26 protein-coding genes are annotated in these 26,439 nt (G+C 57.6%); 14 read left to right on the top strand and 12 right to left on the bottom strand.

Features of this window, described 5'->3' with window-relative positions; genetic code table 11:
* Nucleotides 1-4: 4 nt before the first annotated feature.
* Nucleotides 5-1,108 (bottom strand): TRAP transporter substrate-binding protein DctP, encoded by a 1,104-nt coding sequence (dctP, locus tag U738_RS22410; protein ID WP_035585590.1) that lies wholly within the window; start codon nucleotides 1,106-1,108, stop codon nucleotides 5-7.
* A 429-nt stretch (nucleotides 1,109-1,537) separates the two neighbouring features.
* Between dctP and U738_RS22405 the strand changes: the two genes are divergently transcribed.
* Together U738_RS22405 and U738_RS22400 are read left to right on the top strand one after the other, a co-directional pair.
* The gene (locus U738_RS22405) at nucleotides 1,538-3,631 is read left to right on the top strand and encodes a tRNA(Met) cytidine acetyltransferase TmcA (RefSeq protein WP_050714126.1); all 2,094 of its coding nucleotides are present in this window, start codon (nucleotides 1,538-1,540) and stop codon (nucleotides 3,629-3,631) included.
* 27 nt (nucleotides 3,632-3,658) lie between these two features.
* Complete coding sequence (locus U738_RS22400; protein WP_035585586.1) at nucleotides 3,659-5,125, top strand: aminoacyl-histidine dipeptidase; 1,467 nt, start codon at nucleotides 3,659-3,661, stop codon at nucleotides 5,123-5,125.
* Nucleotides 5,126-5,194: 69 nt separating this feature from the next.
* Here U738_RS22400 and U738_RS22395 read toward each other — a convergent pair whose 3' ends face one another.
* Nucleotides 5,195-5,671: a Dps family protein gene (locus U738_RS22395; RefSeq protein ID WP_022522067.1), complete on the bottom strand. Its 477-nt coding sequence runs from the start codon at nucleotides 5,669-5,671 to the stop codon at nucleotides 5,195-5,197.
* A gap of 237 nt (nucleotides 5,672-5,908) precedes the next feature.
* A complete protein-coding gene (locus U738_RS22390) occupies nucleotides 5,909-7,042 on the bottom strand; it encodes a glycerate kinase (protein WP_035585584.1) in 1,134 nt (377 codons plus the stop codon).
* A gap of 106 nt (nucleotides 7,043-7,148) precedes the next feature.
* Here U738_RS22390 and U738_RS22385 point away from each other — a divergent pair, with 106 nt between their 5' ends.
* From U738_RS22385 to U738_RS22370, 4 genes are all read left to right on the top strand, one after another.
* Nucleotides 7,149-7,703 carry a hypothetical protein gene (locus U738_RS22385; protein WP_035585582.1) on the top strand — a complete coding sequence of 185 codons (555 nt, stop codon included), beginning with the start codon at nucleotides 7,149-7,151 and terminating at the stop codon, nucleotides 7,701-7,703.
* Nucleotides 7,700-8,059 carry a hypothetical protein gene (locus U738_RS22380; protein ID WP_035562000.1) on the top strand — a complete coding sequence of 120 codons (360 nt, stop codon included), beginning with the start codon at nucleotides 7,700-7,702 and terminating at the stop codon, nucleotides 8,057-8,059. Before U738_RS22385 ends, U738_RS22380 begins: the two co-directional genes overlap by 4 nt.
* Nucleotides 8,056-8,715, top strand: a complete 660-nt coding sequence (locus U738_RS22375) for a DUF1007 family protein (RefSeq protein ID WP_035585580.1) — start codon at nucleotides 8,056-8,058, stop codon at nucleotides 8,713-8,715. The genes U738_RS22380 and U738_RS22375 overlap by 4 nt, the downstream gene beginning before the upstream one ends.
* A gap of 79 nt (nucleotides 8,716-8,794) precedes the next feature.
* Complete coding sequence (locus U738_RS22370; RefSeq protein WP_035585578.1) at nucleotides 8,795-9,808, top strand: nickel/cobalt transporter; 1,014 nt, start codon at nucleotides 8,795-8,797, stop codon at nucleotides 9,806-9,808.
* A gap of 8 nt (nucleotides 9,809-9,816) precedes the next feature.
* On the opposite strand, the gene U738_RS22365 is transcribed toward U738_RS22370, so the two are convergent.
* A complete protein-coding gene (locus U738_RS22365; RefSeq protein WP_035562004.1) occupies nucleotides 9,817-10,236 on the bottom strand; it encodes an HIT domain-containing protein in 420 nt (139 codons plus the stop codon).
* Between the two features lie 174 nt (nucleotides 10,237-10,410).
* On the opposite strand from U738_RS22365, the gene U738_RS22360 reads away from it, so the two are divergent.
* Complete coding sequence (locus U738_RS22360) at nucleotides 10,411-10,542, top strand: entericidin A/B family lipoprotein (protein WP_027958626.1); 132 nt, start codon at nucleotides 10,411-10,413, stop codon at nucleotides 10,540-10,542.
* A 103-nt stretch (nucleotides 10,543-10,645) separates the two neighbouring features.
* Entirely contained in the window at nucleotides 10,646-11,017 is a 372-nt protein-coding gene (locus tag U738_RS22355; RefSeq protein WP_035562007.1) for an I78 family peptidase inhibitor, read from the top strand.
* Here the strand turns inward: U738_RS22355 and U738_RS22350 are convergent.
* Complete coding sequence (locus tag U738_RS22350) at nucleotides 11,014-11,619, bottom strand: LysE family translocator (RefSeq protein ID WP_035585576.1); 606 nt, start codon at nucleotides 11,617-11,619, stop codon at nucleotides 11,014-11,016. The genes U738_RS22355 and U738_RS22350 overlap by 4 nt on opposite strands.
* A gap of 98 nt (nucleotides 11,620-11,717) precedes the next feature.
* On the opposite strand from U738_RS22350, the gene U738_RS22345 reads away from it, so the two are divergent.
* Nucleotides 11,718-13,112, top strand: coding sequence for an aminotransferase-like domain-containing protein (locus U738_RS22345; protein WP_035585574.1), 1,395 nt, complete (start codon nucleotides 11,718-11,720; stop codon nucleotides 13,110-13,112).
* A gap of 1 nt (nucleotide 13,113) precedes the next feature.
* On the opposite strand, the gene U738_RS22340 is transcribed toward U738_RS22345, so the two are convergent.
* The 7 genes from U738_RS22340 to U738_RS22310 all read right to left on the bottom strand — a co-directional run bounded on the left by U738_RS22340 (nucleotide 13,114) and on the right by U738_RS22310 (nucleotide 20,295).
* Entirely contained in the window at nucleotides 13,114-14,118 is a 1,005-nt protein-coding gene (locus tag U738_RS22340; RefSeq protein ID WP_035585572.1) for a hypothetical protein, read from the bottom strand.
* Between the two features lie 34 nt (nucleotides 14,119-14,152).
* Complete coding sequence (locus U738_RS22335) at nucleotides 14,153-14,689, bottom strand: acyl-CoA thioesterase (protein WP_035585570.1); 537 nt, start codon at nucleotides 14,687-14,689, stop codon at nucleotides 14,153-14,155.
* 87 nt (nucleotides 14,690-14,776) lie between these two features.
* A complete protein-coding gene (locus tag U738_RS22330; protein WP_035585568.1) occupies nucleotides 14,777-16,087 on the bottom strand; it encodes a short-chain fatty acid transporter in 1,311 nt (436 codons plus the stop codon).
* A gap of 174 nt (nucleotides 16,088-16,261) precedes the next feature.
* Nucleotides 16,262-17,566 (bottom strand): MATE family efflux transporter, encoded by a 1,305-nt coding sequence (locus tag U738_RS22325; protein ID WP_035585567.1) that lies wholly within the window; start codon nucleotides 17,564-17,566, stop codon nucleotides 16,262-16,264.
* 5 nt (nucleotides 17,567-17,571) lie between these two features.
* Nucleotides 17,572-17,820: a YfhL family 4Fe-4S dicluster ferredoxin gene (locus U738_RS22320; protein WP_035585565.1), complete on the bottom strand. Its 249-nt coding sequence runs from the start codon at nucleotides 17,818-17,820 to the stop codon at nucleotides 17,572-17,574.
* A 73-nt stretch (nucleotides 17,821-17,893) separates the two neighbouring features.
* Nucleotides 17,894-18,388 carry a pantetheine-phosphate adenylyltransferase gene (gene coaD / locus U738_RS22315; RefSeq protein ID WP_035585562.1) on the bottom strand — a complete coding sequence of 165 codons (495 nt, stop codon included), beginning with the start codon at nucleotides 18,386-18,388 and terminating at the stop codon, nucleotides 17,894-17,896.
* On the bottom strand, nucleotides 18,385-20,295 hold the full coding sequence (locus tag U738_RS22310) for a beta-ketoacyl synthase (protein ID WP_442905727.1): 1,911 nt from the start codon (nucleotides 20,293-20,295) through the stop codon (nucleotides 18,385-18,387). The genes coaD and U738_RS22310 overlap by 4 nt, the downstream gene beginning before the upstream one ends.
* A gap of 190 nt (nucleotides 20,296-20,485) precedes the next feature.
* Between U738_RS22310 and trmB the strand changes: the two genes are divergently transcribed.
* From trmB to glnE, 5 genes are read left to right on the top strand one after another with little or no spacing between them, the layout of a single operon-like run.
* Complete coding sequence (trmB, locus tag U738_RS22305) at nucleotides 20,486-21,151, top strand: tRNA (guanine(46)-N(7))-methyltransferase TrmB (RefSeq protein WP_035585560.1); 666 nt, start codon at nucleotides 20,486-20,488, stop codon at nucleotides 21,149-21,151.
* Nucleotides 21,148-21,477, top strand: a complete 330-nt coding sequence (locus U738_RS22300; protein WP_035585558.1) for a DMT family transporter — start codon at nucleotides 21,148-21,150, stop codon at nucleotides 21,475-21,477. The genes trmB and U738_RS22300 overlap by 4 nt, the downstream gene beginning before the upstream one ends.
* 9 nt (nucleotides 21,478-21,486) lie before the next feature.
* On the top strand, nucleotides 21,487-22,959 hold the full coding sequence (dacB, locus tag U738_RS22295; protein ID WP_035585556.1) for a D-alanyl-D-alanine carboxypeptidase/D-alanyl-D-alanine endopeptidase: 1,473 nt from the start codon (nucleotides 21,487-21,489) through the stop codon (nucleotides 22,957-22,959).
* 34 nt (nucleotides 22,960-22,993) lie between these two features.
* A complete protein-coding gene (locus U738_RS22290; RefSeq protein ID WP_035585554.1) occupies nucleotides 22,994-23,365 on the top strand; it encodes a diacylglycerol kinase in 372 nt (123 codons plus the stop codon).
* A gap of 48 nt (nucleotides 23,366-23,413) precedes the next feature.
* On the top strand, nucleotides 23,414-26,401 hold the full coding sequence (gene glnE, locus U738_RS22285; protein ID WP_035585552.1) for a bifunctional [glutamate--ammonia ligase]-adenylyl-L-tyrosine phosphorylase/[glutamate--ammonia-ligase] adenylyltransferase: 2,988 nt from the start codon (nucleotides 23,414-23,416) through the stop codon (nucleotides 26,399-26,401).
* Nucleotides 26,402-26,439 lie beyond the last annotated feature (38 nt).

Raw genomic sequence — 26,439 nt, 5'->3', positions numbered from 1 at the left:
CGCCTTACAGGCAGGCTTCGATCTCTTCCAATGAAGGCAGATTGTCCATCACGCGGCTCATATTGTAGGGTGCGGAAACATCGCGCCACGTCGCATAGTGCTCAAGATAGGCAATCATTGATTGGTAGACTTTGGCGTGGTCAGGGTCTTCGCAAGCGCCGCGTAGAATAACCTCGTTGGTAACCTCCTGGATGCGTGCCAGATCCTCTTCAGAGAATTGGTTGATCGTTACCCCCGCGTCAATAAACTTCTGGGTGGCTTCGGTGGACTGGCGCTCAGACCAGGCCAATGACCATGCCATGGTGGCGTCCGCTGCGATGCGCAGGGTCTCTTGGGTCTCTTCGGAGAGCGCATCCCAGGCGTCTTTATTGATCATCACACCAAATACGCTGGCCGACTGGTGCCAGCCGGGCGTTGCCCAGTAGTCGGCCACTTCGGCAAAACCTGCATTAAAGTCGACCCCAGGGGTAGAGAACTCACCCGCATCGATGACGCCGCGCTCAATGGCTTGGTAGACTTCACCGCCTGCCAGGGTGACCTGGGAGCCGCCCAGCTCTTCAAGCACGCGGCCCTGGTCGCGACCCGAAAGACGTAGACGCTTGCCGTCTAAATCGGCAATGCTCTCAATCGGGGTACGGCCCATAAAGCCCGACTCATTGTTAGTGATGCCGTAGGGGAGATAAACCATGTTGAACTGGCCATAAATCTCTTCATACAGCTCGCGGCCGCCCCACTGCTGAATCCAGTTGAGGTAGTCAACGCCATTAAACAGGCTGGTCGTGGTGGCCAGTGGCGAAAAGGCGGGGTTTAAGCCTGCCCAATAGCCCGGCCAGTCGCCTGCGGCTTCAATGCTGCCCGTTTCAGTGGCGTCAAATACTTCCGTGCCGGGCATTAGCGTACCGCCTGCGCGGAAATTGATCTGCAGCTCTTCACCCGCCAGTTTATTGACCAGTTCCACCCAGTGCTGGTCAATCTTGATCAGATCAAGGTTTTCCGGCCAGGTGGTGGTCATTGTCCACTCTTCTTGTGCTTGGGCGGTGGTCGTTAACGTAGCGAAGGCAATACCAGCGGCAAGGCCGGTGAGGGCGAATTTGGTCATTTTTTTCATGATGTATTTCCTGGTTTGGCGTGTGGCGTTATTAGTGTTGGTTACCTGAATGCAGGAAAGTGCAGCACCGCTGGATTACGTTTACGTAAACAAGGGCTTTTAGCGCTGCAGAGCTAAATTAGCACAACAGCCCCGCTGCAGTGCAATATCAGTAATGTAAGCGGCCTCATCGCTAGGTTTTATAAAAAATTTTATATATGCAATTTAAACAACGAGTTATCGAATATTCTTAGAGTAATAGTGAGTGGTGAGATCGCTTTAAAACGTTGAAAGTAGTTAAATTATTCAACCAAAGTTGTAAGTAGAAAGCTTGCCACAAAGCGCTCAGCGGCACGCTGATACACTGATAGGCTAACGTAATGGGAAGCAGTCGCGCTGGAGTAGGGAATTATATTGCTTAAGAACCACGTGTTAGAGAACCAACAGCAAATGCGAAGGGTGGCCGCGTTAGTGCATCACGCACAGCGTTTAGCCCGCCGCCGCTGGCGCCAGCTAGTTTGGCTAAGCGGCGATGCTCAGCAGTGCCAATCCCTCGCGCAGGCGTTATGGCAAGCCCACACCTGGCAGGCGCCGCTGTGGGTGGGCGATAACTACCTATCGCCACGCAAGGCGCGCATGCGCCTGGGTGCAGAGCACCAACTGGTAGTGCTCGACACTCACGGCACGGGGTTTGATCCTGAGGCACTGGGGGCGCTGGCGGGCACGATTACTGCCGGTGGTTTGCTGGTATTACTCACGCCACAACCTTGGGGAGCGGCACCCGACCCGGACTATGCGCGTTTTACCGACCACCCCTGGCACTGGTCCGAGCTGAGCTGCCACTATCTTTCGCGCTTGGCGCGTCAGTTGCAGGCCTCAGCTCAGCTAGTGCGCTGGGACGTTGATCAGTCGTTGCATCTACCTCACCTGCCTGCGCGCAAAGTAGACAACACAGCAACGGCTGATAGTGACTGCCTAACCGCAGACCAAGCCTACGCAGTGAAAGAATTGATTGGCTTGAAACGGCGTCGTCCGTTGGTCATCACCGCTGATCGCGGGCGCGGCAAAAGCGCCGCGCTGGGTATCGCCTGCGCACGGCTGCTAATGCGCAAAGCCCAACGCATAGTGCTCACCGCGCCGCGGCTGAGTGCAGTGGAGAGCGTATTCGAACGGGTCGCGGCACTCTGCCCGGATGGCCGTCGGGTGGCCCCAGGCCACTTCGTGCTGGCCGAAGGCAGCGAGCTGATTTTTTTACCCCCGGATGGCTTAACCGAGCAGATTAACGCCCAGCAGCAGGGCGGTGATGGCAGCTACTTAATGGTTGATGAGGCGGCGGCGATTCCCGCTGCGCTGTTAGAGCAGTGGCTGGCCGCCTTTCCGCGGATTGCTTTCGCCACCACGGTGCACGGCTATGAGGGCTCGGGAAGAGGGTTTGCGCTGCGCTTTCGCGCGACCCTGGAGCGGCTGACGCCCCAATGGAAAGCGCTAACGCTGAACGCCCCCATCCGCTGGCATAGCGGCGACCCGCTGGAAACCCTGGTCAATCAACTGCTGTTGTTAAAAGCACCGCTGCCCATCGCGCAGCCGGGTGGCAGCGCAGTGGCAGCGCAGGTGGTTGATCAGGGCTTGCTTGCCCAGCAAGACGCGGGGTTGGAAAAGCTGTTTGGACTGCTGGTGCAGTCCCACTACCGCACCTCTCCCAACGACCTGCGCCAACTACTTGACGGTCCAGGCACCCAGCTACGCACGATAGAGCAGGCCGGTGAGCCTCAGGCGGTGTTGGTCACCCGGGAAGAGGGCGGCTTTGAGCCAGCCCTAGCCGACCAGGTGGCCCGTGGTAAGCGGCGTCGCCAGGGGCATTTGTTGGCCCAATCGCTGGCGACCCACGCCGGTAGTCGCGCGGCGCTAACGGCGCGCTGGCGGCGGGTGGTGCGTATTGCTAGCCACCCTGAACGGCGTCGCCAAGGTTTGGGACAAGCGTTGTTGGACGAGGATATGGCCGCCGCCACGCAGCAGGGTGTTGCGCTCTATGGGGCGACTTTTGGCGCTGAGGCGTCACTGCTTCGCTTTTGGCTGGCGCAGTGTTTTACCCCGGTGCGCTTAGGCATTACCCGGGAGGTATCCACCGGTGAGTTCGCTGTAATGGTGGCGAAAGCGCTGAATTCAGAAGGCGAGGCGGTGCTTGCTGATCTTAGCGAGCGCTTCCAGGCAGGCTTGCCTAGTCTGCTGGCGTTTGAACTCAAGGCGCTACCCGCTCCAGTGCTCGTATTGCTGCTCGCTCAACTGCCGAGCATGCCACTGAGTGACCGCGAGTGGCAGGATATTGACGATGTAGCCACCGCCCATCGCGACCCCGCGCTTGCTCGCACGGCGCTGCAAGCCTTGGCCCGCGAAACAAGCCAGCGCACTTTAACCGAGCCACAGCAACTGGCGCATCAACAGTTATCTGCCTGGGCGTTTCAAAATAGTGCCCTGGAGAATGCCCATAATGACGCCTTAAAAGCCCTACGCCTCGCTGTGAATAGCCTCATTGAGGTAAAGTAGTTCGGTTACCGATAATGAAGAGTCTTTATGAACGCACATCTTGACGCGCTTGAGCCCTGCTTGGTTTGGCGCCATTTTCGAACGCTGTGTAATACGCCGCGCCCCTCTGGGCATGAGGCGGCACTGGTGGCTACCCTCGAAAGCTGGGCCGATGCCCAGGGCCTCGCCCACGACCGCGATAGCTTCGGTAATTTACGCCTTCGTAAATCGGCCTCTCCCGGCTGCGAGCAGGCACCCGGCGTGGTGCTCCAGGGGCACCTGGATATGGTTGCGCAAGCCAATAGCGGTCACGCCCACGATTTCACCCGTGACCCGATCAGCACCTATGTGGCCGACGGCTGGCTGCACGCCGATGGCACCACCCTAGGGGCTGATAACGGGCTGGGCGTGGCGGCGATTCTCGCCGTGCTGGAAGACCCTGATCTTCGCCACGGGCCACTGGAGGCGCTGTTTACCCTGGAGGAAGAGACCTCCATGGGCGGTGCGCTGAACCTGGCGGAGAACTGGCTTGAAGGCTCGCTGCTGCTCAATCTGGATAGCGAAGATCGTGGTCAGGTCTATATTGGCTGCGCGGGTGGGGCCGACGTTGAAGTGGATGCCCAGCTGCCCAGCGCCGCCGCTGGTGATCACGAGCGAGTGATCGAGATCGCCTTGACCGGCCTGAAGGGGGGCCACTCCGGTGCGGATATCCATAAACCGCTGGGGAACGCCAACCGGTTGTTGGTTCGAGTTTTGCGCTCCTTGGAAGCGTTTGATGCGCGCTTGATTAGCTACCACGGCGGCACCTTGCGCAATGCAATCCCACGGGAGGCGTTTGCCCAAGTGGCGCTGCCCGCCGATGAGGTAGACGCCGCGATGGTCGCTATCGCGGGGCTGGAAAAAATTCTGTTAACGGAGCTGGGTAGTGGCGATAGCGGCCTTAACATCAGCGCTCAGCGTTTGGCTGAGTTGCCCGCTGCGGAACCGCTTACCCTGGACGCCAGTGTAATGCTGCTGGCGGCACTTCACGCCGCCCCCTGTGGGGTCGAGCGGATGAGTGCCGATGTGCCGGGGGTCGTAGAAACCTCCAATAACCTGGGTGTACTAAGCCTCGAAAATGGGCGGTTACATCTCTGCGCCCTGGTACGCTCACTGCACGACAGCGCGGTGGTCGCCATGGCGGATCGCTTTAAAGCGCTGTTTGGGTTGATTGGCGCGCGGGTAAAGGTGGAAAACAGCTACCCGGGCTGGGCGCCTAATCCTGATGGCGCGCTATTGGCGACCTTTAAAGCCCGCCATGCGGCGCTGCTGGGCCGCGAGCCGGAGGTGAAGGTCATCCACGCGGGGCTTGAGTGCGGTATTCTTGGCAGCAAATACCCGCAGCTGGATATGATCTCCTTTGGGCCACTGATTCGCGGCGCCCACTCACCGGATGAGCGGGTGGAGTTAGCCTCTGTGGAAGAGTTCTGGCCGCTGCTGCGGGCGTTGATTGAGGATCTTGCCGATCAGCGCTGATCGTCCCACGCGAACACAAAAACGGCACCTACGCAGCGAAGGTGCCGTTCTTAGCTCAAAAGATGACGCTTACTTGCTTAAATAGGCGTTGAGCATCCAGATGGTTTTTTCCTGCTCGCGGATGTAGTCACCGGCTTGTGCGGCGGTGCCTTCATCGTCGGCGTCAGAGGCGAGCGACAGCAGTTCACGCTGCAGCTCAATGATTGTTTGGTACCCTTTGAGCACGCCTTTGACGCAGGTGTTACCGTCGTGAACGTCTTTATCTTCCTGAATGCGCGATAGCGTTACGTAGTCGCTGTAAGCGTGTACCGGCTTGTGGCCCAGGGTCAGGATACGTTCGGCAACTTCGTCTACTTTGGTCAGCAGGTCGGTGTAAAACTCTTCAAACTTGGCGTGCAGTTCAAAAAAATCGTTACCACGAACATTCCAGTGGTAGCCGCGCACGTTCATATAGAAAATTTGGTAGTTGGCCAGCAGGTGGTTGAGCTTTTCGGCGAGTTGACTAGCGCTACCTTCGTGTAGGCCAATGCTATTGGTATCAGTCATATCCTGCTTCCTCTTTATGCCGCAATATTGATGCAACAGTGTTTGTGTCGCAATGTGCGGCGGTTAATGCGTGTTACCAGAATAGGGTGTCTTAGCGCCGGTGCAAAACAAGTTTTTTGCATCGCTGCCATAGCTCTTTGGCATCAGTGCTTCGACATTAAGTCGTTGCCGTTACCCTTTGGCTATTGCATTAGATGCTGGCGATGAGGGCTTTTTTCAAGGGCTGCACATGGTGTTTTAAGGACTATGCACCCACAGCCGCAGCAAGCTTTCGCAGCGCGCTTCCAGCAGTTCAGCGGTGCGCGGTAGCGCATCGGCTAAGGTCATCGGGCCGTCGGCCAAAGTAAACGCTGCCGTTACCCCTTCGTCAAAGCAGGCCTGCCAGCCATCGCCTAGGCTGCCTGCCAACACGATAACGGGTTTGTTAAGGCGCTTGGCGGCGCGGGAGACGCCAATGGGGGTTTTACCCGACAAGCTTTGGCCATCCAGACGCCCTTCACCGGTGATGACCAAGTCGGCACGGGCCAAGTGCGAGGCCATATCCGCTTGCTGCATAATCATCTCAATACCGGGTTTTAACGTGGCATTTAAAAACGCCTTGGCTGCAAACCCCATGCCGCCCGCGGCGCCTGCGCCCGGCAGCGTTCGGAAATCATCGCCTAATGCATGCGCGCTGATATCGGCGAAGTGGCCAAGCGCTCGATCCAACTGTTCAACTTCTTCAGGCGATGCCCCTTTTTGCGGGCCAAATATCGCGCTGGCCCCGCGCTCGCCCAGCAGCGGGTTATCCACATCAACGGCGGCTTCTAGGCTGAGTTTGGCTAACCGCGGGTCTAGCCCGTCAAGCGCTAAGCTAGCCAGCTGGCTAAGCGCTGCGCCGCCGGGAGGTAGCGGTTTGCCGCTTTGATCTAAAAAGCGCACGCCCAGTGCTTGTAGCATGCCTGCCCCAGCGTCATTGGTAGCGCTGCCGCCGAGCAGTAAAAGCGCTTTTTCGGCGCCTTGATCCAGCGCCGCCAGCAGCAGTTCACCCACTCCAAAGGTGGAGGTGTGCAGTGCATTGCGCTCATCGACGCCGAGGTGCTGTAAACCACTGGCTTCTGCCAACTCAATAAACGCGGTACGCTGGTCGCTCAGCCAGCCCCAGGCCGCTTGGCGAGGACGCCCCAGGGCGTCTTGAACGTTGAGCTGGCGCCGCTCAGCGCCGGTGGCGGCGATCAGAGCGTCTAAACTGCCTTCGCCGCCGTCAGCCAATGGGCAGGCTTGAACGTGCGCCTCGGGTATGGCGCGCTGCACGCCCCGCGCCATGGCGGCCGCGGCGTCTTGGGCGCTCAGCGCATCTTTGAAGCTGTCGGGGCAAAGTAAAACATTCATCAGCACGTTCTCCACAAAACAGTGTCTTCACTACAATGTCATTTCATTTAAGCATGACTAGCTTCGGCGAGCTAAACCAGCGGCCTCGTCCGTTAGAGGATCTAACATGAAGTCGATACCCATAAGCTTAACCTGTCTGCTAGCACTGGCTGGCTGCCAAGTGATTCCTGATCGCCTGCCGCAAGCGGAACCAGCGCCTGCGGCTGCGTGCTATTTTCCCGCCAACCATGAGCGGGCGTTAGAAACCAGTGTTGAGGTGCTCACCGAATGGGGCTTTACCCTGAACTCTACTGATACCGCCTTGGGTTTGATTAGCGCCAGTCGGGAACGTGCGCTACACGGCTATTATGATCCTTACGATGATGCCTACGGCTATGGGCGTGGAATGCGGGTCTTTGGTGGCTTGGGTATCGGACGAGGTTCCGGTGTCGGGTTCGGCATAGGGAGCAGTTTTGGCGGTGGCGTAGGCCAGCAGCCGGTAGAGTTTGAGCGTGTGTCGCTATTGGTCGACGATACGCATATACGCATATCCCGCGATATCCGCCGCTTCGATCACTGGGGTGATCTGCGCGAATCCTACAGTGCCAGCAACGACGATTTCTGTCAGCGCTTTCAAACCCGCTTTACGCAAACCGTCCCCGCCACCGGGAGGCCGTTATGACGCTTCGGCACTGGTTGTTAATTGGGCTATTGGGTGGATTGGTCGGCTGTGCAACGACCACGCCCTTGGAGCCCCGTGAGTTGGCTTATAGCACTTCATCAGAAGAAACCTTCCGCGAAGCCGTCGAGTTGATGGTGGAGCAGGGCTATGTGGTTCGCCATGCGGATCTATCGCTGGGGCGGGCTGAGGCATCGCTTGCTCGCTGGCCGGAGTATCGGCTGCAGTTGCAGGTGAGTGAAGAGGGCAGTGGCAGCCGTGTGCGGGTATCGGCGTTGAGGGGCAACCAGCCGCTGCCGCCCTATTTGCTCGACCCTTGGCTGGTCGCCTTGCAGCATAAACTGGGTGTCGCGCCATGAAGTGGGCAGGTAGCGTAGTCGCCGTTTGCTTGGGCATGAGTAGCGTTCTGGTCAGCCCCGGTGCCCATGCCCACCCTCACGGTTGGATCGATCTGAGTGTGCGGGTCATCACCGATGATCAGGGCGTGGTGAGTGGCCTGCATCAAACCTGGCGTATGGACCCTTTTTATAGCCTGGTGGTTTTTGAAGAGCTCCAGCAGGTAGAGGGTGCCAGCCTCGAACAGGGGCTCGACCAGCTAGGCAAAGAGATTCGCGATAACCTTGCCGCGCAGCACTACTTAACTGAAGTGCGTATTAACGGTGAACGCCAGGCATTGGGCGAGGTAAGCGAGTATACCGCCATGGAGCGCGATGGGCGGCTGACCTTTATGTTTATCCTGCCGCTGGAAACGCCGCAGCCGCTGACAGACGCCCTGCTTAGCTACCAGGTGTTTGATCCCACCTACTACATCGAAGTGGTGCACGAGGAGGCGGACGGTCAGCCTCGGGATGATGCGCTGATACTGCACGGCGAGCCTGCCTGTGAGTTGGCTATTCTCCCCGCGGACCCGGATCCTGAACTGGTGATGCAAGCGGCGCTGCTCGACAAGGATGAGAGTGGTGAGCCAGGCCTGGGGCGCTATTTTGCCGAAACCGGCCAAGTTGATTGTCGCTAGGTGCTGTTCGAAAACAGGCAGTGGCGTGCTGTTTTATAGCTATGTTATCTTGTAACATTTTTTGCGTTGGAGCGTTAAGATGTCCTTAACAAGGCCCTTCACACGTCACTTAGGGTTAATGCTAGGCCTGTTGCTAGTCGCAGCAGTGCTTATCATTGTTTGGCAAGGCGGTTTTCAGAGCGTTAGCTATCAGCTACTTGGTTGGCAGCGTGATCTGCACCGCTCGCTAACGCTGGCGATTACCGAACTGTCACGCACCCCCAGTATGGCAACGTGGGTGAGCTTGCTGAGTGTTAGCTTCGCCTATGGCGTCTTTCATGCCGCCGGTCCGGGGCACGGTAAAGCCGTCCTGGCGACCTACTTAGCCACCCACGGTGGTGCGGTAAAGCGCGCCCTGGGGCTGTCGTTTGCCGCCTCTTTGCTGCAAGGGGTGACCGCCATTGCGCTGATTGTGGTGCTGGTTTACGGCCTGGGCTGGATCACTCGCCAGGCCATGGGTAGCGTTGCCTGGGTGGAGCAGGCCAGCTTTCTGCTGGTGGCGGCGCTAGGGGCGTGGCTATGCTGGCGAGCCGTCAAGCAATTGCGGCGAGCCTATCAGCCTCAGCGAGCGGCTCATGCGTACAGCCCAGGCCACGAGCATCATCAAGACCATGATCATAGCCACTGTTGCGGCGGTGCTCACCATATTGAGCCGCAGCAGGCGTTAGATTGGCGTACGGCGATAATGACGGTCGGTGCCATAGGCATGCGCCCATGCAGCGGGGCAGTGTTAATGTTGGGGGCGGCTAGCCTGCTCGGCCAGTTCGCAGTCGGCGTGGCGTCTGTTGTGGTTATGTCGCTGGGCACGGGGCTCACGGTGTCAGCACTCGCACTGGCCAGTATTTTAGCCCGCGGCTGGGCGCAGCGGCGATTGTCCAAACAGCAGCACAGCCAGCGCAGCGTGCAAAAAGCCACCGGCTGGGTGGCCCTGGCCGGTGGTACGCTGATTGTCGTACTGGGCATCTCACTTAGCGTCGCGGGTATCGCCCAGCCTGCGAGTGGGCCACTTCTCAATGAGCCACCTGCGCGGCAAGGCCATCCATTAACGGGGTAACGGGTAGGCTACACATCCAGTCCATTGATAAGCGCCAGCAGTTGGTCGCGTAACTGTGCTTGTTCATCCAGATCGTAAGGTTTAGGTGAGCCGTTGCCCCAAACAGGGGCAGGCCAGGTTGCATCGCTGTGCCGACGAATAACAACGTGCACATGCAGCTGGCTAACCACATTGCCGAGCGCGGCAATATTAACTTTGTCCCCACCCAGCGCTTCTTTCATTGCATCGCCTAGCTGGGTGGCCTCGCGCCAAAGCTGCTGCTGGTCATTGGCAGAAAGCTCAAACACTTCACTGATAGAAGCGTGGCGCGGTACTAGGATCACCCAGGGATAACGCGCGTCGTTCATTAACAGCACGCGGCTTAATGGGAGGTCGGCAATAGGTAAGGTGTCGGCGGCAAGGCGTTCATCTAGCTCGAAATTGATCAAATGATAGGCTCCACACAGCGGTTAGATGATTGTTAGCATAGCAGCCGCGCAGTGACGTAGGGAAAACGAGCGCGATTGCCAAAACGCTGTTACCCTGAAAAAACTCCCAAGTGGCAAATTAAGTTGCCAGCGGAGTTTCCCGATGTTGAATAACTCGTTAAGGAGAACGGAAAAATGAAAAAATTATTGGCCATGAGCTTTATGCTGCTGATGACAGCGGGTGTGCTAACGGGTTGTAATACCATCTCTGGCGCTGGCCAAGATGTGCAAGAGGGCGGTAAAGCCGTCCAAGATGCAGCTGAATAAGTAAGACTGCGTTTTAAAGCAAGTGGTATCCAACGGGCTAGGCTAACGCCTGGCCCGTTGGATTTATAGCCTACCCTCATAATCTACTTTTGGAGATTCAAGGATGAAACCCCGTATTATTCTGGCTAAGCTCGCTGCTGTTGGCGCTTGTGCAATGCTGCTAACGGCCTGTGCTAGCTCGCAAATGCCGATTTCTCCAGCCAACGACGACGTAGACGCTGCGCCACCGCCGCCAACGGTAACGCCCAACGGATCTAATCAAGAGCAGGCAGCTGCCTGCGATCTTGAGGCTATCCAATACGCCATCGGCGAACCGTTCGATGAAGCAATGGGGTCGCAGTTACAAAGTGAGAGCAGCACTCGTCAAGCGCGCGTATTGCGCCCTGGTGAGGCCGCCACCATGGACCACCGCCCGGATCGTTTGAATATTCATCTTGATGATCAAGATGTCATCGAGGAACTTCGCTGCGGCTAACCTAAGATCAGTACGACGCAGGCGGCGGTCAACACGCCCATGGTGATGTTGAACGCCCGCCACGCGGCATCTGTTTTGATCCACTGCCCAATTGCACTACCAAAGCCAGCCCATAGCGCAATACAGGGCAGCGCCACCATCTCAGCAAAGCCAGCAAGTAACAATGCATTAAATACCGGTTGGCCGCTTTCGGGTAGAAAACCCGCCATCAGCGCCAGTCCCATTACCCATGCTTTAGGGTTGGCGAACTGAAACGCCGCAGCCTGCCAGAACGTAAACGGTACGCTATGGGCTTGGACGTGAAGATTGGGCGGCGGGGCGCTGGCAATTTTCCAAGCCAAATAGAGCAAATACGCGCTGCCTACCCAGCGCAACGCGGTTTGAATTGCAGGGTAGCGTTCAAACAGCACGCCCAAGCCCAGCGCTATGCCCGCAAAGAGTAAAAAGCAGCCACCTAAAATTCCCCACATATGCGGCAATGTGCGCTTAAAGCCGAAGTTGGCGCCAGAAGCGGTAAGCATAACGTTATTTGGCCCAGGGGTAAGCGTCATCGACATCATATAGAGCGCGGCCGGACCGAGGATTACCCATTCGCTGTTCATTTTATTGTATCCATACAATTTGTGGTTGAGGATTGCTTTAGATCGCCTATTGTTAGCATAATGGGGATTAAATTAACGTCAAAGGTTTTATTGTCACCATGACAATGTGGGTGCCTTCGCTCGCTGAGTTTTCTGGTTCACGCTATCGCGCTATTGCCAGCGCCATTGAAACCGCTATCCAGGCAGGTGAACTACTGCCTGGGGAGCGCTTGCCGCCCCAGCGCCGTTTGGCTGATGCGCTAGGGGTGACCATCGGCACGGTAACCCGGGGTTACGCTGAAGCTGAACGCAGCGGTTGGGTATCGGCACGGGTGGGTAGCGGCACCTATGTGAGGAGCAAAACGCAAGACAACGCTGTTAGCCTGACGTTTCCCGCTGATGAAACGGCCGGTGTGATCGATTTAAGTCTTAGCCTGCCTCCGCCCCACCCGTTGCGACAGTCGCTGTTGAGCGAAGCGCTGCTCGCCTTAAGCCAATCCGGTGCAGCATTAGCGCGGGGTGTGACTTACCAAGAGTCCCAGGGGCGTCGCGAGCATCGTGAGGTGCTGGCTCGCTGGTTAAATACCTTAGGCATGTCTCTGATGGCTGATGAACTGCTGATCACCCAAGGTGGCCAGCACGGCATTAGTCTGGCGCTCAGCACCTTGCTACGGCCGGGCGAGCTGCTGGCTGCCGATGCCTTGACCTACCCCGGTGCCATCAGCGCAGCGCAGCAAGGTCATCTCAAGTTGGTAGGGATTGGTCAAGACAGCGAAGGGATGCGCATGGATCTGCTGGAGGCGCAGTGTGCCCGGCAGCCGCCGAGAGCGATTTATCTTACGCCGGAGCAGAACAACCCCACCGGCGCGTGTTTAAGCGCGCCGCGTCGCGAACAGCTGGTGGCGCTGGCGAGGCGCCATGATATCTGGCTGATTGAAGACGGCGTGCAATATCTACCCGCTGAGCAGCGTGGTACGCCTCTTTACAAGCTTGCGCCAGAACGCACACTGTTTGTGTTTAGCACCGCTAAAGTGTTGGCGGGGGGGCTGCGAATTGGCGTGCTGCGGGCGCCTAAAAGTTTGCACGAGCGGTTAGCGACTGGCCTGCGCGCCCAGAGTTGGATGGTGCCGCCGCTAATGGTCGACGTGGTCTGCCACTGGATTAACCAAGCCGCGGCGGAAAAACTACTTACCTGGCAGACCCAAGAGTTAGCGGAGCGTCAACAGTTGGCCGCCCAATGGCTGCAAGGGTTTACCCTAAGCGGGCGCTCCCACAGCAGTAATGTATGGTTGACGCTGCCAGAGGGAAGCCGGGCCGTAGAGCTGTGTGATCGGCTACTGCAGCGGGGCGTTAAGGTAAGCAGCGCTGAGCCCTTTTGTGTGGGCAGCACCCCCGCACCCCAAGCCATTCGTCTATGTGTTGGGGCCGCGGCGGATCGCAGCGAACTCATTCAGGCATTGGGCATTGTTGCCGCCTGTTTGGGCGAGCGGCCGTTAGCCCCCGCCACCTTATGAATTATTCATAGCGGTCTTTCCAGCCTTGATGGCTTATCTGGTCTTTAAGCATTTCGAGAATGTCATACATCACCTGCTCGGTAACGCGATTGCTGCCTTCGTCAACCGTTAGCCAAGTGTCGAAGCCGCTGTCGGCGGTGCGCTCAACTAACTGCCTAAACTCATCGGAATGAATACCTAGCAGCAGCTCATCGACTAGTCGCTGGGCGACGCCACTGAGTGATGCCTCCATAGCGCTGGTGGCCTGCTGCCCCATGGGCAGGCGGTTAAGGCGCTGAATCTCGGGGCTTTCCCGGAGCGTACGGCTAACCAAATCGCTGATCGCCGCCATAATGGACTGACGGTTGTGCTGGTACGCTTTGCCGATAGTGCTCTCCAACCGCTGCGCAATCTCATGAATCAGCTGCGACTTGCGGGGCATGATCACACGCTCAATCACGCGCTCGGTCAGCGAATCGCTGGCGCGTATCTGCTGCTGTACATTGCCCAATAGCCGTAGCGCGATACGGTCAGAAAGCTCCTCCAGCAGAATATCGTAATACTTGGCAACAAATTGATAGACATACCAGTGGGTAACATCAATAAGGCCGAGGCGATGCAGCCGATTGATTAACGATACCACGCGTAGAATACGCAGCAGGCGGAAGCCTGCGAGGGGAATGCAGCCCAGCACGTCATACCAGTGCACGAAGGGGTAGAAAAACCAGCGGTGGTAGCGCCGCTCGGCAATGGCAATTGACCAGCCCAACAGTACATCGACGATAAAAAAGCTGACAAATACCAAGTCGATGGTGATGAAGCGGCTATGAATCACCTCATCGTAGAAAGTATGAAAACCGGGCGCGAGATTGGCGATGCCTTGGTTAATAGGGCCGAGCAGAAACAGTGAATCAAACAGCAGTAGCGCGAGGTTAATCACCACCAGCGTCAGAATGAAAAAATCCCAACCAATATGGGCGTATTCAACCGCTTTAGGCAGGTGCGGGTAGCGTTCCCTGGCGGGCATACGAACTCCTTGTCGTTGGATGGGGCGTCGAGGGCTATGTTTTTGACTGGGTCTTAGGCGGGTACTGATGCTGGGTAAACAGCTCTTCTTTCTCGGCCTGTTTGCGTAACTTCTTGCGTAAAGCCGCCTTTTCAAAGCGTAGCTGCTGTAAGGGCGTTGCCAAGCTGAGCGGCGGTACGCTGGCGGGTTTTCCGTCCTCATCCACAGCGACCATGGTCAGGTAGCAGCTGTTGGTATGACGGATCAGCTTATTGCGAATATCTTCTGCTACGACCTTAATGCCCACTTCCATTGACGAGCGGCCAACATGATTGACGCTGGCTAAAAAGGTCACCAGCTCGCCGACATGAATCGGCTGTTTAAACAGCACCTGATCCACCGACAGTGTCACCACATAGTGGCCCGAATAGCGGCTGGCGCAAGCAAAAGCGACTTCATCGAGCTTTTTAAGAATCGCGCCGCCATGCACTTTGCCGCTGAAATTTGCCATGTCGGGCGTCATCAGTACGGTCATGGAGAGTTCATGCTGCCCAGGCAGGGCAGCGTTCGCGCTGAGTTCGGCGTCTGTCATACGGTGCTCCTGCGGTGATTTGCTACGGTTAACGGCTGCCCCTTCCTCAGGGCAGCCGTTGGCTATTGATTTAGAACGATGCGCTTATTAAAACCACAATAGGCCCACGGAGATGATAATACCGGTGATAAAAAGCTGAATCAGGCAGAAACCCATAATATCTTTGGCCTTCAGCCCGGCAATGGCGAGTACCGGTAGCGCCCAGAAAGGTTGCAGCAGGTTGGTCCAGGCATCGCCCCAGGCCACTGCCATGGCTACCCGTGGAATGTCAGCCCCCAGGGCCTCAGCGGCAGGCAGCATCACCGGCGCTTGCACAGCCCACTGGCCGCCGCCGGAGGGGACGAACAGATTGACAATCCCTGCGCTGATAAACGACCAGAACGGCAGTGTCGTAGCGGTGGCAAAGGAGACCAGCCACTCAGACATACTCTCTGCCAGCCCAGACTGAACCATAATGGCCATAATGCCCGCATAAAAGGGGAATTGGATGACAATCCCCGCGCCGCCTTTAATCGCTTCATTCAAGCTATTGAGCAGGTTGCGGGGCGTGCGGTGCAGCACAATGGCTAAGAACAGAAACAGGAAATTGACGACGTTAAGGTTTAAACCGCCGCCGCGCAGCAAAAAGTGATCCAGCAAGAACAGTAGCCCCGGCACGCCGACCAGCAGGGCGAGGGTCATGCTGTTTTCCAGGCGCTCCGCCGGGCGGGTAAGGCGACCAACCGGTTCCGGCTCATCATTCAGCACGCTGGGGTCGACGTAGACGCTATCCTTCTCATCCGGCAGCATCATGCGGTTTACCAACGGAATGGCAATAAACAGGCAGACCACGATGCCGAGGTTAAATAAGGCGAAAATCGTTGAACCGGTGCCAATCACGCCAATCTGGTCGGCGGAAAAATGCCCTTCGGTGGCGATGGTCAGTGGTATCGAGCCCGCCAAACCGCCGTGCCACACCACAAAACCAGAGTAGGCGCTGGCGACGAGTAGCCGGTAGTCAACGCGGATCAGCCGAGCCAGCTCTTTGGCAAATAGCGCGCCGACCACAAGGCCAAAGCCCCAGTTAATCCAACTGGCCGCTAATGACACCAGTGTGACTAGGATAATGGCGCCGCCCGGGGATTTAGCAGTAGCGGCGATTTTTTGCAGAATGCGTTTTACCGGCGGTGAGCTTGCCAGCATAAAACCGGTGACCAGCACCAACAGCATCTGCATCGAGAACGTCAACAAGCCCCAGAAGCCATCGCCCCAGAAGCGCAGCACCGCCAGGGGTGTTTGGCGCTCAATGGCAATGGCGGCAACCGAGGCAATTAACGTTAGCAGCAGCACGAAAATATACGGATCTGGGAGATAGCGCTCTACCAGCTTTACCGCCGGTTTTGAGATCATTTTAAGCATGGGATGCTCTCTTTATTCATTATTAGGAAGTGGCTAAGCAAGGTCTTTGCAAGGTCTTTGAAGTGCCTACGCAGTGCAAGTACATAGCTAATATACGGGGGAGTGCGGCGTTTTTCACGTTGAAGCTGTCCGGCTAATCTCACGTTAGCGCCGTTATGGCCAAGCGTGGATATGTTAACGCCAGTGAGTCAGGCGGTAACGGCGGTGGTAGAGAAAATAATAGTAGTGAATCAGGACGGTTGAGCGAACCAGCGTAAACAGCATAAACGAAAGCCACAGCCCATGGTTGCCTAGCCCCTGGGTTAGCCACCAGATGGGAAGATAGGCGGCCAGGCCAATAAAGATACTGTTGCGCATTTCACGTACCGCGGTGGTGCCAATAAATACCCCGTCGAGTAGATAGCTCCATACCGCAATCAGCGGCATAACGACCATCCATGGCAAATACTGTGCCGCGGTCGCGCGCACCTCTTCAAGGCCAGTAAGCAGCGCAATCAATGCATTGCCGCCTAGCGCGAACAACAGGGCGGCGGCACCCGCTGTCCAGAATGAGAAACGCGCAGCAGCACGCACGGTGGTCGCAAACTCACGCCAATCCTTGCGCCCATAGGCGCGCCCAATCAGCGATTCGGCCGCATGGGCAAAGCCATCCAGAGCATAGCTGGTGAGCATAATAAATTGCAGCAGGACAGCGTTGGCAGCGAGCACCGTATCACCCTGACGAGCGCCTTGGGCGGTAAAGAACGCCATGGCAAATAGCAGGCCGAGGGTGCGCACAAACAGGTTGGCGTTGACGTTAAATAGCGCTGTGTAGGCCGCCAGTGCCAGCAGACGCTCGCGCAAAAAATGGCCCTCTAGTCGGGCTAGCTGGCGCAGCACTAAGTAGCTGCCGAACGCTAACGCACTATAGTCGGCGATCACGCTCGCCCAGGCAACGCCGTTGCTGGTCATCCCCAAACCCACCACAAACCATAAATCCAGCACGATATTAACGCTGTTGGTGAGCAGCAGAATCATCAGCGTGACGCGGGAATTCTGTTGGCCCAAAAACCAGCCCAGAATGGCGTAGTTGGCAAGCACCGCGGGCGCAGACCATAGGCGAATATGGGCGTACTCTCGCGCTAAGTGGGTGGCTACTTCGCTGCCATCTAACAGCCACAAACCCAGCGTAATCAGCGGTGAGGCAAACACAATCAGCAGGCTGCCGATCACCAGCGCCATGATCAGCGATTGCCCCAGTAGATTGCGCACATCCGAGTCACTCTCGCGGCCCATGGCTTGGGCGACTAGCCCTGTGGTGCCCATGCGCAAAAAGCCAAAGCCCCAGTAGAGGAAGCTAAACAGTGTAGCGCCGAGGGTGACGCCCGCCAGATAGCGGGAGTCGGGCAGGTGCCCGACCACAGCGGTATCTACCAGCCCAAGTAGGGGGACGGTGATATTAGAAAGGATGATTGGCCAGGCGAGGGCCCAAATCCGCATGAGGCTTAGGCAGCAGTGATGATGCGGTACTTCTTCATCAGCTGCTCTTGGGTCTCGTGGCGCTCAGGGTCAAGTGGAATGCAGTCCACCGGGCAGACTTGCTGGCACTGAGGTTCGTCGTAGTGACCGACGCACTCGGTGCATAAGTTTGGGTCGATGACGTAAATCTCCTCGCCGGGGGAGATAGCATCGTTGGGGCATTCGGGCTCGCAGACGTCGCAGTTAATGCATTCATCGGTAATCATCAGGGCCATGGGCATACCTCGCAGATGGCATTCACACCCAGGCTAACGAGTACCTGAGTGTTTTACTCAACAATAGCGTTGGCTAGCTAGTGTAGTGGTTACGCAGCGCTTCGGCGACCTGTGGATGCACCAGCGGAGAAATATCGCCACCCAGCTTGGCAATTTCGCGCACGATGGTTGAGGAGATATATGAATTCTCCACCGCGGGGGTTAAAAACACGCTCTCAAGCTCCGGATTCTGCGCCCGGTTCATATTGGCCAGCTGAAGCTCGTACTCAAAGTCGGAGACCGCGCGCAGGCCGCGCAGAATGATCGTCGCCCCCTGCTCGTGCATCATGGTTGTGAGCAGGGTCGAAAAGCCGATTACCTCAACGTTGGGGAGCGACGCACACACCGTTTTGGCCAGCGCCATGCGTGTTTCCAGGTCGAGGTGGGGGCTTTTTCCGGGACTTGCCGCCACTGCGATGACCACTTTGTCGAACATGCGTGCACCACGTTCAATGAGATCAAAATGGCCGTTGGTGATAGGGTCGAAGGTGCCGGGGTAGACGGCGATATTAAGCTTGCGCGTGCTCATTCCTCGCTCTCCTCGTCCAGGCGGCCAAACGGATTGTCGCTGGTTAATGAGACGGCATGAGCGTAACCGGGGATATGAATCCGATCCGCATGAATGTCCAGCTCTGGGCCTTCGAGTACCGCTTCGCCAAACTGGTAGCGTGGTGCGTAGTGGCCAAAGTCTGCCTGGGCAAGGTAGGCAGCTGCCGCTTCGCGGGTTGCGACCCGACGCGTTTTCCAGGCGCTGACCGCGTCTGCGCCGTGGCGCTGAGTCAGCAGGCGCTCGGTGACTGCAGGTGACAGCACCACGCCGGTGGCATTGTTGCCGCCGAAGCCCTTGGCGTTAATAAAGGCAGCGTCTGCACGAAATGTTTGTGCCGTTTGCGAGAAGTGTAGCCGTTCGGCATACACATCGTCGGCGACGGCATCCAGGGTAGGGATGCCTGGCAGCAAGTCGTGGGCAAAGCTGCCCAGGGCGCTTGCCAACTGGTCTCCCGCCGCGGAGCCTTGGGAGTGACCGATAAAGGCTTTGATGGCCACCACCGGCCAGTCGTTAATGCCGTTGGCGCGGGCGATTTCGTCGAATACATGGGATTCGGTAATGCGGTTTTTGGGGGTGCTGGTGCCGTGCGCATGCAAAAAGCTGCGCTCTTTAAGGGCTTTTTCACCCAGGATATCGCGCACCAGCGCAGTCGCTTTACCCAGGGTGATGTAATTACCAATCCCCGGCGCCGAAATCGAGCGCTTGTAACCGTCGGCATTGACGAATACGTCAGGCACCGCGCCGAGAATATCCGCGCCGACTTCCATTGCCAGCGCATCGTCCATCAGCAGCACAAACTGGCTGGCTTCCGCCATGGTAAAGCCGCAGTTGCGCGCAAAGGGACGGCAGGCGCGCTGGTAATCGCTGTCGGTGAGCAGCTCCAGCGCATCCAGGGCTTTCAGGCCCGCGTCGTCGGCCAGCGCGCCCATGGCCCTGAAGCCCTCTATAATCTCCGGCGTAATGGGGGCGTCCGCGGTGCCTACCATCACCACACGGCGGCGTCCGGCCCGAATGTCGTCAATGCCCAGCCGCAGGTTGTAGAGAAAACTAGCGCAAGCGCCAAGAGCCGCCCCGGTGCCGCCCACGCTGCCGAGTACATAGGCATTCAAAAAGTCGGCGGGCATCTGACCATAGCCCAGCGGCATCTGCTTGGAGGTGGCACGCTGGCCGCTCACCAAGCTTTTCAGTAAGCCGCCCCAGCCCTGATCGTCTAACTGGCCAATGGAGTTACCTGCGTACACGGCAATATGATCCGGGTTTAACTGCTGACGCAGTGTCTCCCAGGAGAGGCCGCTGGCGCCCAGGCAGTCGCTTGCGCCAAATACCGCCAGCGATAGGCCGCGGGGGTGGTGCACACTGCGGTAGAGGCTCGCCGGGTCAAAGCCGCTGGGTAGCTGAGCCGCCGCGCGAACCTTGGGTAGCTGGGCGTCAGGCAGCAGTACTTCAAGCACTCCGGCGGGCACACTGACTTCTACCTCGCGGGCATCAATATCGCGTACCTGCCAATCAGCGGGCAGATTTTCAGGCAGTTGGCGGCGGCGCAGGGTAAAACGTAGCGGCTCGGCCAACTGCATGCTGGCGTGCCGATTAGACGGCATGCCGGGATCTAGAAAGCGCGGGTCTTCATTGCGGCGGATCAGGGTGTGGTTCAATACCTGATCACGCAGCGACTGAGCCGGGGCCTCTATGGGGTGGCCTTGACTGTCGTGCCACCCTTTTTCGGAGTGCTCTACTAGGCGCATAAGCGCCGCCAAGCCTTCCAGTGTCTGGCGTTGCTGGTCAGCAGGAAGGGCATCAAGCACAGTGCGGCGGAAGGCCTGATGGCCAGAGGTTCTGCCAGCGGGATTGATGCCGCCCATGCCGACAATCACCGGTAAGTGTGACAAGCCGGGTTCCTCTTAATACGGTGGTGGTAACAATTATTGGCAACGGTCATGGCAGATTTGGCCCAGTACCATGCGCTTAATAAGGTCACTAATAAATTCGTTAGGCGTGATCATAGCACCGGGTGCGCAACGGCGTCATGCCGCAAGCGTTCGAGACTGATAGAATTACGCTTTTCAGCCGAGTGATGGCATGCAGCATAATTCTCGAACAGTGACGTCTAATCAGCCAGGCCCGCACCAGGATTTGGCCCGCCGAGTCAATCGCGCGCTGACCCATCCACTGCGTAAACCGATCGCCGAACATACCCAGAATAATTTTGCCCAGGCGGCTGAGTGGTTAGCTAGCCGTCAAGCACCGTTGATACTGGATTCAGGCTGCGGTGTGGGGGTATCGACACGCCAACTGGCGGCGCAGTTCCCCGCCCATGCGGTGATGGGCATTGATCGCAGCGAAGATCGCCTGGGGCGTGACCACGGCAAGCTGCCAGACAACGCACTGCTGGTAAGAGCCGATCTTGTCGACTTTTGGCGTTTGGCCTACCAAGCTGGCTGGGCGCCTGAGTATCACTTTCTGCTTTATCCCAACCCTTACCCCAAGGCGGGGCATCTAAAAATGCGCTGGCATGGGCATGCGGTTTTACCCACACTGTTGGCGCTTGGTGGGCGCCTTGAATTGCGCTCCAACTGGTCACTTTATGTTGAAGAGTTTGCTTTGGCGGTGGCGCAGGTAACCGGTCAACAGGCAGCAGTGACTGAAATTGCGCCTAAAGATGACTATTTAACGCCGTTCGAGGCTAAGTATGCTCGAAGTGGCCAGGCACTGTGGCGTTTATGTGTTGATTTGGAGCGAACATGACGTTTGTTTATTTGGTGTTGGCGATTGTGGCTGAAGTGATCGCTACGAGTGCCCTAAAGGCCTCCTTGGGGTTTACCCGCCCGCTGCCCAGCGTGGTGGTTGTGGTGGGCTACGGGCTAGCCTTTTATTTGCTCAGCCTGGTACTGCGTACGCTGCCGGTGGGGGTCGCCTATGCGATTTGGGCAGGCCTAGGCATTGTGCTGGTCACCTTAGTCGGCATAGTGGTGTTCGGTGAAAAGCCTGATTTACCGGCGGTAGTAGGGATTAGCTTGATAGTAGCCGGTGTAGTCATGCTGCAAGTGTTTTCTAAAATGAATGTGCATTGAGGTATTGTAATGGGTCGTTTTGCTCGTAAGCGTATGCGGCGCTGGTCGCTGATGACCGGTGTTGCCACGCTGGCTCTGTGTGCCAGTACCAGCCTGCTCGCCGATTTTAATCGCCTGGGTCAGCTGCAAAATAAAGGCTTTTCGATTAGCGCCGAGGCCCGCCTTTTGGATGCTGGCTCAGGCGCCAATACACTGTTAGGCAGCATTACCCCGGATCGCCAGCTGTCACCCGCTTCGGTCACTAAAGCCTACCTATCCGCGGCGGCGCTGAACCGTTTTGGCCCCCAACACCGCTTTACCAGCCAACTGGTCAGCGCAGCTAGCATTGATAATGGCGTGCTGCGCGGCGATTTGGTGTTTGAGGGCGGTGGGGACCCGGGCCTCACCACTGAAAATCTGTGGCGTTTGGTGCAGCGCTTGCACTTAGCCGGGGTGCGCGAGGTTGATGGCGCTTTGGTGGTCAGCCAGTGGCGCTTTGGGGCGGTGGACTGTATTACCACCGACCGCTGCAATGCGCTCAATCGGGTCGCCAATGCGTATAGCGCGCCGCTCTCCTCGGCAGGGGTTAACTTCGGCAGTTGGTGCGTCAATGTCGCTCCTGCCACTAGCGCAGGAGCACCTGCCCAGGTGGGGCTGTGCGATAGCCAGACATCGCTGATTACCATCGATAACCAAGTCGTCACTCGACCGGCCAATAGTGGTACTGAGATTAGCGCTGAGCGTATCACTGATGAGCGCGGCGACGTGATGCGTCTGACGGGGCAGATTTCCACCAATGCCACTGCCCGTGATGTCTATCGTGGCGCGGGGGATGCCGCCGAAACCACCGCGCAAGTGTTGATGGGCATGTTGAATCAGGCGGGGATACAGGTGCGCGAACCGTGGCGCGTCAGCTCGTCGCAACCGCCCGGCAGTGCCCAGCGTTTGGCCGCGGTGGACAGCCAACCACTGCAAGAGCTATTGCTGCGCATCATGAACTACTCCAATAACTACATGGCTGATGTGCTGGCGCTGGATCTCGTCGAGACGCCCCAGGCGCAGCTACGCCAAGCCGGCCAAGCGATTGAAACGTACGCTCAGAGCCTGCCCGGACACGGGCCGTTAACCCTCTACAGTGGCAGCGGGCTGACCACTGAAAACCGCACATCGGCCCAGGGCGTTAACGTGATGCTGGAGGATATGTTTCGTCAAAGCAGCCTGTTTCCCAGCTTTGTGGCGGCCTTTCAGTCGCCAGCTAATGGGGTAATGCGCTTTATTCGGCGAGGTTCCTCCACGTTTCAAAATAACGTCATGATCAAAACCGGCACGCTTAACCAACCCTTTGCCGTGCGCGCAGCAGCGGGCTATTTTCGCACCGCGCAGGGGCGCTGGGGGGTGTTTAGCGTTATGGTCAATGGTAACAGCAGCACGCCGTATTTAAGCTGGTCTGAAGTGCTGGATCCGTTGTCACTGGATCTAGAAGCAATGATATTAGCCAACTAATCAAACTCCACGCTCACAAGGTGAGGCGACTTGCATGAAACCTGGGCATACCGGTTTAACCCATTTGGTTCACTCCACGCGTTATTCGTGGAAAGGCTTAAAAGCGGCGTTTAGAAACGAAGCGGCTTTCCGCCAAGAGGTAGGCATTACGGTTGTGTTGCTACCCTTCGCCTGGTGGATTGGCGAAGGTCCCATCAGCTGGCTACTGCTGGTGAGCAGCCTGTTTTTTGTCCTCATAGTGGAGCTGCTTAACAGTGCGATTGAAAATGTCGTTGACCGGATCGGCACCGAGCACCACGAGCTTTCTGGAAGGGCCAAGGATATTGGTTCGGCGGCGGTGATGCTGTCGCTGATGATGGCCGGTCTCACCTGGGGGCTATTGGGCTGGGAAAAATTCTTTGGCTAAGCTGAGTTAAAAGCCGCACTTTTTTAACACGCTGTCAGCGAGGTCGTTATGCAAGCATTTAAAGGACTTAGGAACGACGATTTTTTACCGTTGTCGACGCTGCCAGCGTCGTTACAAAAAGCCACTCAATCCGCCTGGAAGCGGCTAAGCGAGGCGCTTGCTCAAGCCGACAATGTCGCCGAGATGACCAAACAGGAGCCACCGTCCAGTAGCTGGCAGGCGCTCTCGGAGCAGCGCCGTGAAGCGTTGGCTAAAGTGCTGGCGATTTCGACCTTTGCGCTGGATACCCTGGTGCGTTTCCCTCACTGGCTGGTTGAACTGGATATAGCCGGAGAACTGGATGTAAACCCTGGGCGTGATGAGCTGGCCAGCTGGCTGAGTGAGTCGCTTGAAAACGCCGAGGACGAAGAAGCCCTGCAGCGGGCGGTTCGCCGTTTTCGCCGCAAGCGTATGCTGGGGATTATTTGGCGCGACCTTAACCGTGCTCCCGGCTATCTCATGTGGGATACCGCCAGGGCGGTATCCGAGCTGGCTGAAATTTGTTTAGAGGCGGCATTAACCTGGCTTGAGCAGTTTTATGCGCCGCGTTGGGGCTTACCTGCTCCACGCCAGGACGGTATACCCCAGCGTCTGGTGATTCTGGGCATGGGCAAGCTGGGCGCGGGAGAGCTGAATCTCTCTTCCGATATCGATCTGATCTTTGCCTTCCCTGAAAAAGGCGAAACCCAAGGCGGGCGCAAGCCGTTAGAGCATCAGGAGTACTTTACCAAGCTGGGGCAAAAGCTGATCGCCGCGTTAGATGCCATGACCGCCGACGGCTTCGCTTTCCGCGTTGATATGCGCTTGCGGCCGCTGGGGGACGGCGGCCCGTTGGTGGGCAATTTTGCCATGCTCTCCAGCTACTATCAGGACCAAGGCCGCGAGTGGGAGCGCTACGCGATGTTGAAAGCGCGCCCGGTCGCCGGGGATGTAGACGCGGGCGACGAACTCCTGGCCGGGCTGCGCCCCTTTGTGTATCGCAAATATCTCGATTTTGGTGCCATTGAGTCGCTGCGCGAGCTGAAAGCGATGATCAACCGTGAAGTAAAGCGTAAAGGCATGCAGAGCAATATCAAGCTCGGCCCCGGCGGCATCCGCGAGGTAGAGTTCGTGGTGCAAGCGTTTCAATTGATTCGCGGTGGCCGCGATACGGAGCTACAGGTGACGTCGCTGAACACGGCGCTCAATCGCCTGCCCGAGCTAGGCCTGCTGCCCCAGGAAGTGGTTGATGAGCTGCTGCCTGATTACGCCTTTTTACGCGATGTGGAGCATGCGCTCCAGGCGCTGGAAGACCGCCAGACGCAAACTCTGCCCAGCGATGACAGTGACCGCGAACGGGTAGCCTTCGCCATGGGCCATGAAGACTGGCCGGGGCTGGTCGCCCAGCTTGAAGAGGTGCGCGAGCGAGTGCGCCAGCACTTTGATGCCGTGATTGCCGACCCCGAGGAGGATGTCGACGAGGCCAATGATGATAGCCAGCTTGGCTTGGCCCAGTGGCGGCTTATTTGGCGCGGCGAGTTAGAGGCGGAGGAGGCCTGCGCGCACCTCGCAGAGGCGGGTTTCCACGCCCCTGAAAAAGCCTTGAAGCGGCTGCAGAGCCTTTACCACTCCCGGCAAGTGCAAAGCATGCAGCGAATTGGCTTTGAGCGCCTGGATGCGTTAATGCCGCTACTGCTGGATGCCGTGGCAGACAATGACGCACCGGATACGGCGCTGGTGCGGGTGCAGCCGCTGATTGAAGCCGTGCTGCGACGCACCGCTTATCTAGCGCTGTTGCGCGAAAACCCTCAGGCGCTTGAGCACCTGATGCGCCTATGCGCCGCCAGCCCATGGATCGCCGAACAGCTGTCGCGCTACCCGATCCTGCTCGACGAGCTGCTAACCCCTGAAACGCTGTATACCCCCGCCGATAAAGCGCGCCTGGCCGATGAGCTGCGTCAAACGCTGAATCGCCTGCCAGAGGATGATGAAGAGGCCCAACTAGAGGCGCTGCGCGTTTTCAAACACGCGCAAACGCTGCACGTAGCGGCGTCGGATATCTCGGGCACGCGACATCTAATGAAAGTAAGCGATTACTTAACCTTTATCGCCGAAGTGATTCTCGATGCCGTGTTAGCCATGGCCTGGAAACATATTACCCGTAAGCACGGCGTTCCTGAGGGGCTGAATGCAGGAGAGGCTGAGTTTCTGATTGTCGGCTACGGCAAGCTGGGGGGCATTGAGCTTGGCTATAGCTCGGATTTAGACCTGGTTTTTCTTCACGATAGCGATGGTCAAGGCTCGACCGACGGCCCACGGCCCATTGATACAGCGGTGTTTTTTACCCGCCTGGGGCAGCGAATTATTCACCTGCTTACCGCGGTAACGCCCACCGGCACGCTTTATGAAGTGGATATGCGCCTGCGCCCATCGGGAAATTCCGGGCTATTGGTGACATCGCTCAAAGCCTTCGCTGAGTACCAGCGTCAGAATGCCTGGACCTGGGAGCACCAGGCATTGGTGCGTGCCCGAGTGGTGGCGGGTAGCGCTGCGCTGGCCGAGAAGTTCAGCCAGTTGCGGGGCGATATCCTAGGCGCTGAGCGCGATAAAGCTGCGTTGCGCGAAGAGGTGGTCAAGATGCGTCACAAAATGCGCGACCACCTGGGCAGTAAAACCACCAGCCAGACCTTCAACGTCAAACATGATGCAGGCGGGATGGTGGATATTGAGTTTCTCTGCCAATACGCGGTGTTAGCACTTGCTCACCAAACACCTGGGTTACTGACCTATAGCGATAATATCCGTATTCTAGAGAGCCTGACCGAGAGTGGGCACTTACCAGCAGAAGAGGCGGAGCGCCTTCGCGAGGCTTATCTGGCTTATCGTAGCGCTACCCATCGAGCGGCGCTTACCGGTGAAAAAGCGCTTAGCGATGGTGAAGAGTTCCGTGCTCATCGCGATATCGTCACCGCGCTCTGGCAGCGTTTTCTTGAGCCTTCCAGCGCTGATAACCACTAGTCAGACGGCTAATCAGGAAGAAACAGTGATAACAAGGA

The organism is Halomonas sp. TG39a, assembly GCF_000744395.1.
GTDB classification, from domain to species: Bacteria; Pseudomonadota; Gammaproteobacteria; order Pseudomonadales; family Halomonadaceae; genus Vreelandella; species Vreelandella ventosae_B.
The sequence above is the reverse complement of the archived record's forward strand: the minus strand, read 5'-3'. Positions and strand labels throughout refer to the sequence as shown.

Bases quoted from the DNA above. Each gene is read 5' to 3' on its own strand.
- glnE (WP_035585552.1), top strand. From the start codon at position 23,414: ATGCAAGCATTTAAAGGACTTAGGAACGACGATTTTTTACCGTTGTCG.
- dacB (WP_035585556.1), top strand. From the start codon at position 21,487: ATGGGTCGTTTTGCTCGTAAGCGTATGCGGCGCTGGTCGCTGATGACC.
- U738_RS22385 (WP_035585582.1), top strand. From the start codon at position 7,149: ATGAAGTCGATACCCATAAGCTTAACCTGTCTGCTAGCACTGGCTGGC.
- U738_RS22380 (WP_035562000.1), top strand. From the start codon at position 7,700: ATGACGCTTCGGCACTGGTTGTTAATTGGGCTATTGGGTGGATTGGTC.
- coaD (WP_035585562.1), bottom strand. From the start codon at position 18,388: ATGAGCACGCGCAAGCTTAATATCGCCGTCTACCCCGGCACCTTCGAC.
- U738_RS22350 (WP_035585576.1), bottom strand. From the start codon at position 11,619: ATGAACAGCGAATGGGTAATCCTCGGTCCGGCCGCGCTCTATATGATG.
- dctP (WP_035585590.1), bottom strand. From the start codon at position 1,108: ATGAAAAAAATGACCAAATTCGCCCTCACCGGCCTTGCCGCTGGTATT.
- trmB (WP_035585560.1), top strand. From the start codon at position 20,486: ATGCAGCATAATTCTCGAACAGTGACGTCTAATCAGCCAGGCCCGCAC.
- U738_RS22300 (WP_035585558.1), top strand. From the start codon at position 21,148: ATGACGTTTGTTTATTTGGTGTTGGCGATTGTGGCTGAAGTGATCGCT.
- U738_RS22400 (WP_035585586.1), top strand. From the start codon at position 3,659: ATGAACGCACATCTTGACGCGCTTGAGCCCTGCTTGGTTTGGCGCCAT.
- U738_RS22330 (WP_035585568.1), bottom strand. From the start codon at position 16,087: ATGCTTAAAATGATCTCAAAACCGGCGGTAAAGCTGGTAGAGCGCTAT.
- U738_RS22345 (WP_035585574.1), top strand. From the start codon at position 11,718: ATGACAATGTGGGTGCCTTCGCTCGCTGAGTTTTCTGGTTCACGCTAT.
- U738_RS22355 (WP_035562007.1), top strand. From the start codon at position 10,646: ATGAAACCCCGTATTATTCTGGCTAAGCTCGCTGCTGTTGGCGCTTGT.
- U738_RS22360 (WP_027958626.1), top strand. From the start codon at position 10,411: ATGAAAAAATTATTGGCCATGAGCTTTATGCTGCTGATGACAGCGGGT.
- U738_RS22325 (WP_035585567.1), bottom strand. From the start codon at position 17,566: ATGCGGATTTGGGCCCTCGCCTGGCCAATCATCCTTTCTAATATCACC.
- U738_RS22340 (WP_035585572.1), bottom strand. From the start codon at position 14,118: ATGCCCGCCAGGGAACGCTACCCGCACCTGCCTAAAGCGGTTGAATAC.
- U738_RS22370 (WP_035585578.1), top strand. From the start codon at position 8,795: ATGTCCTTAACAAGGCCCTTCACACGTCACTTAGGGTTAATGCTAGGC.
- U738_RS22335 (WP_035585570.1), bottom strand. From the start codon at position 14,689: ATGACAGACGCCGAACTCAGCGCGAACGCTGCCCTGCCTGGGCAGCAT.
- U738_RS22395 (WP_022522067.1), bottom strand. From the start codon at position 5,671: ATGACTGATACCAATAGCATTGGCCTACACGAAGGTAGCGCTAGTCAA.
- U738_RS22320 (WP_035585565.1), bottom strand. From the start codon at position 17,820: ATGGCCCTGATGATTACCGATGAATGCATTAACTGCGACGTCTGCGAG.
- U738_RS22405 (WP_050714126.1), top strand. From the start codon at position 1,538: ATGCGAAGGGTGGCCGCGTTAGTGCATCACGCACAGCGTTTAGCCCGC.
- U738_RS22390 (WP_035585584.1), bottom strand. From the start codon at position 7,042: ATGAATGTTTTACTTTGCCCCGACAGCTTCAAAGATGCGCTGAGCGCC.
- U738_RS22290 (WP_035585554.1), top strand. From the start codon at position 22,994: ATGAAACCTGGGCATACCGGTTTAACCCATTTGGTTCACTCCACGCGT.
- U738_RS22375 (WP_035585580.1), top strand. From the start codon at position 8,056: ATGAAGTGGGCAGGTAGCGTAGTCGCCGTTTGCTTGGGCATGAGTAGC.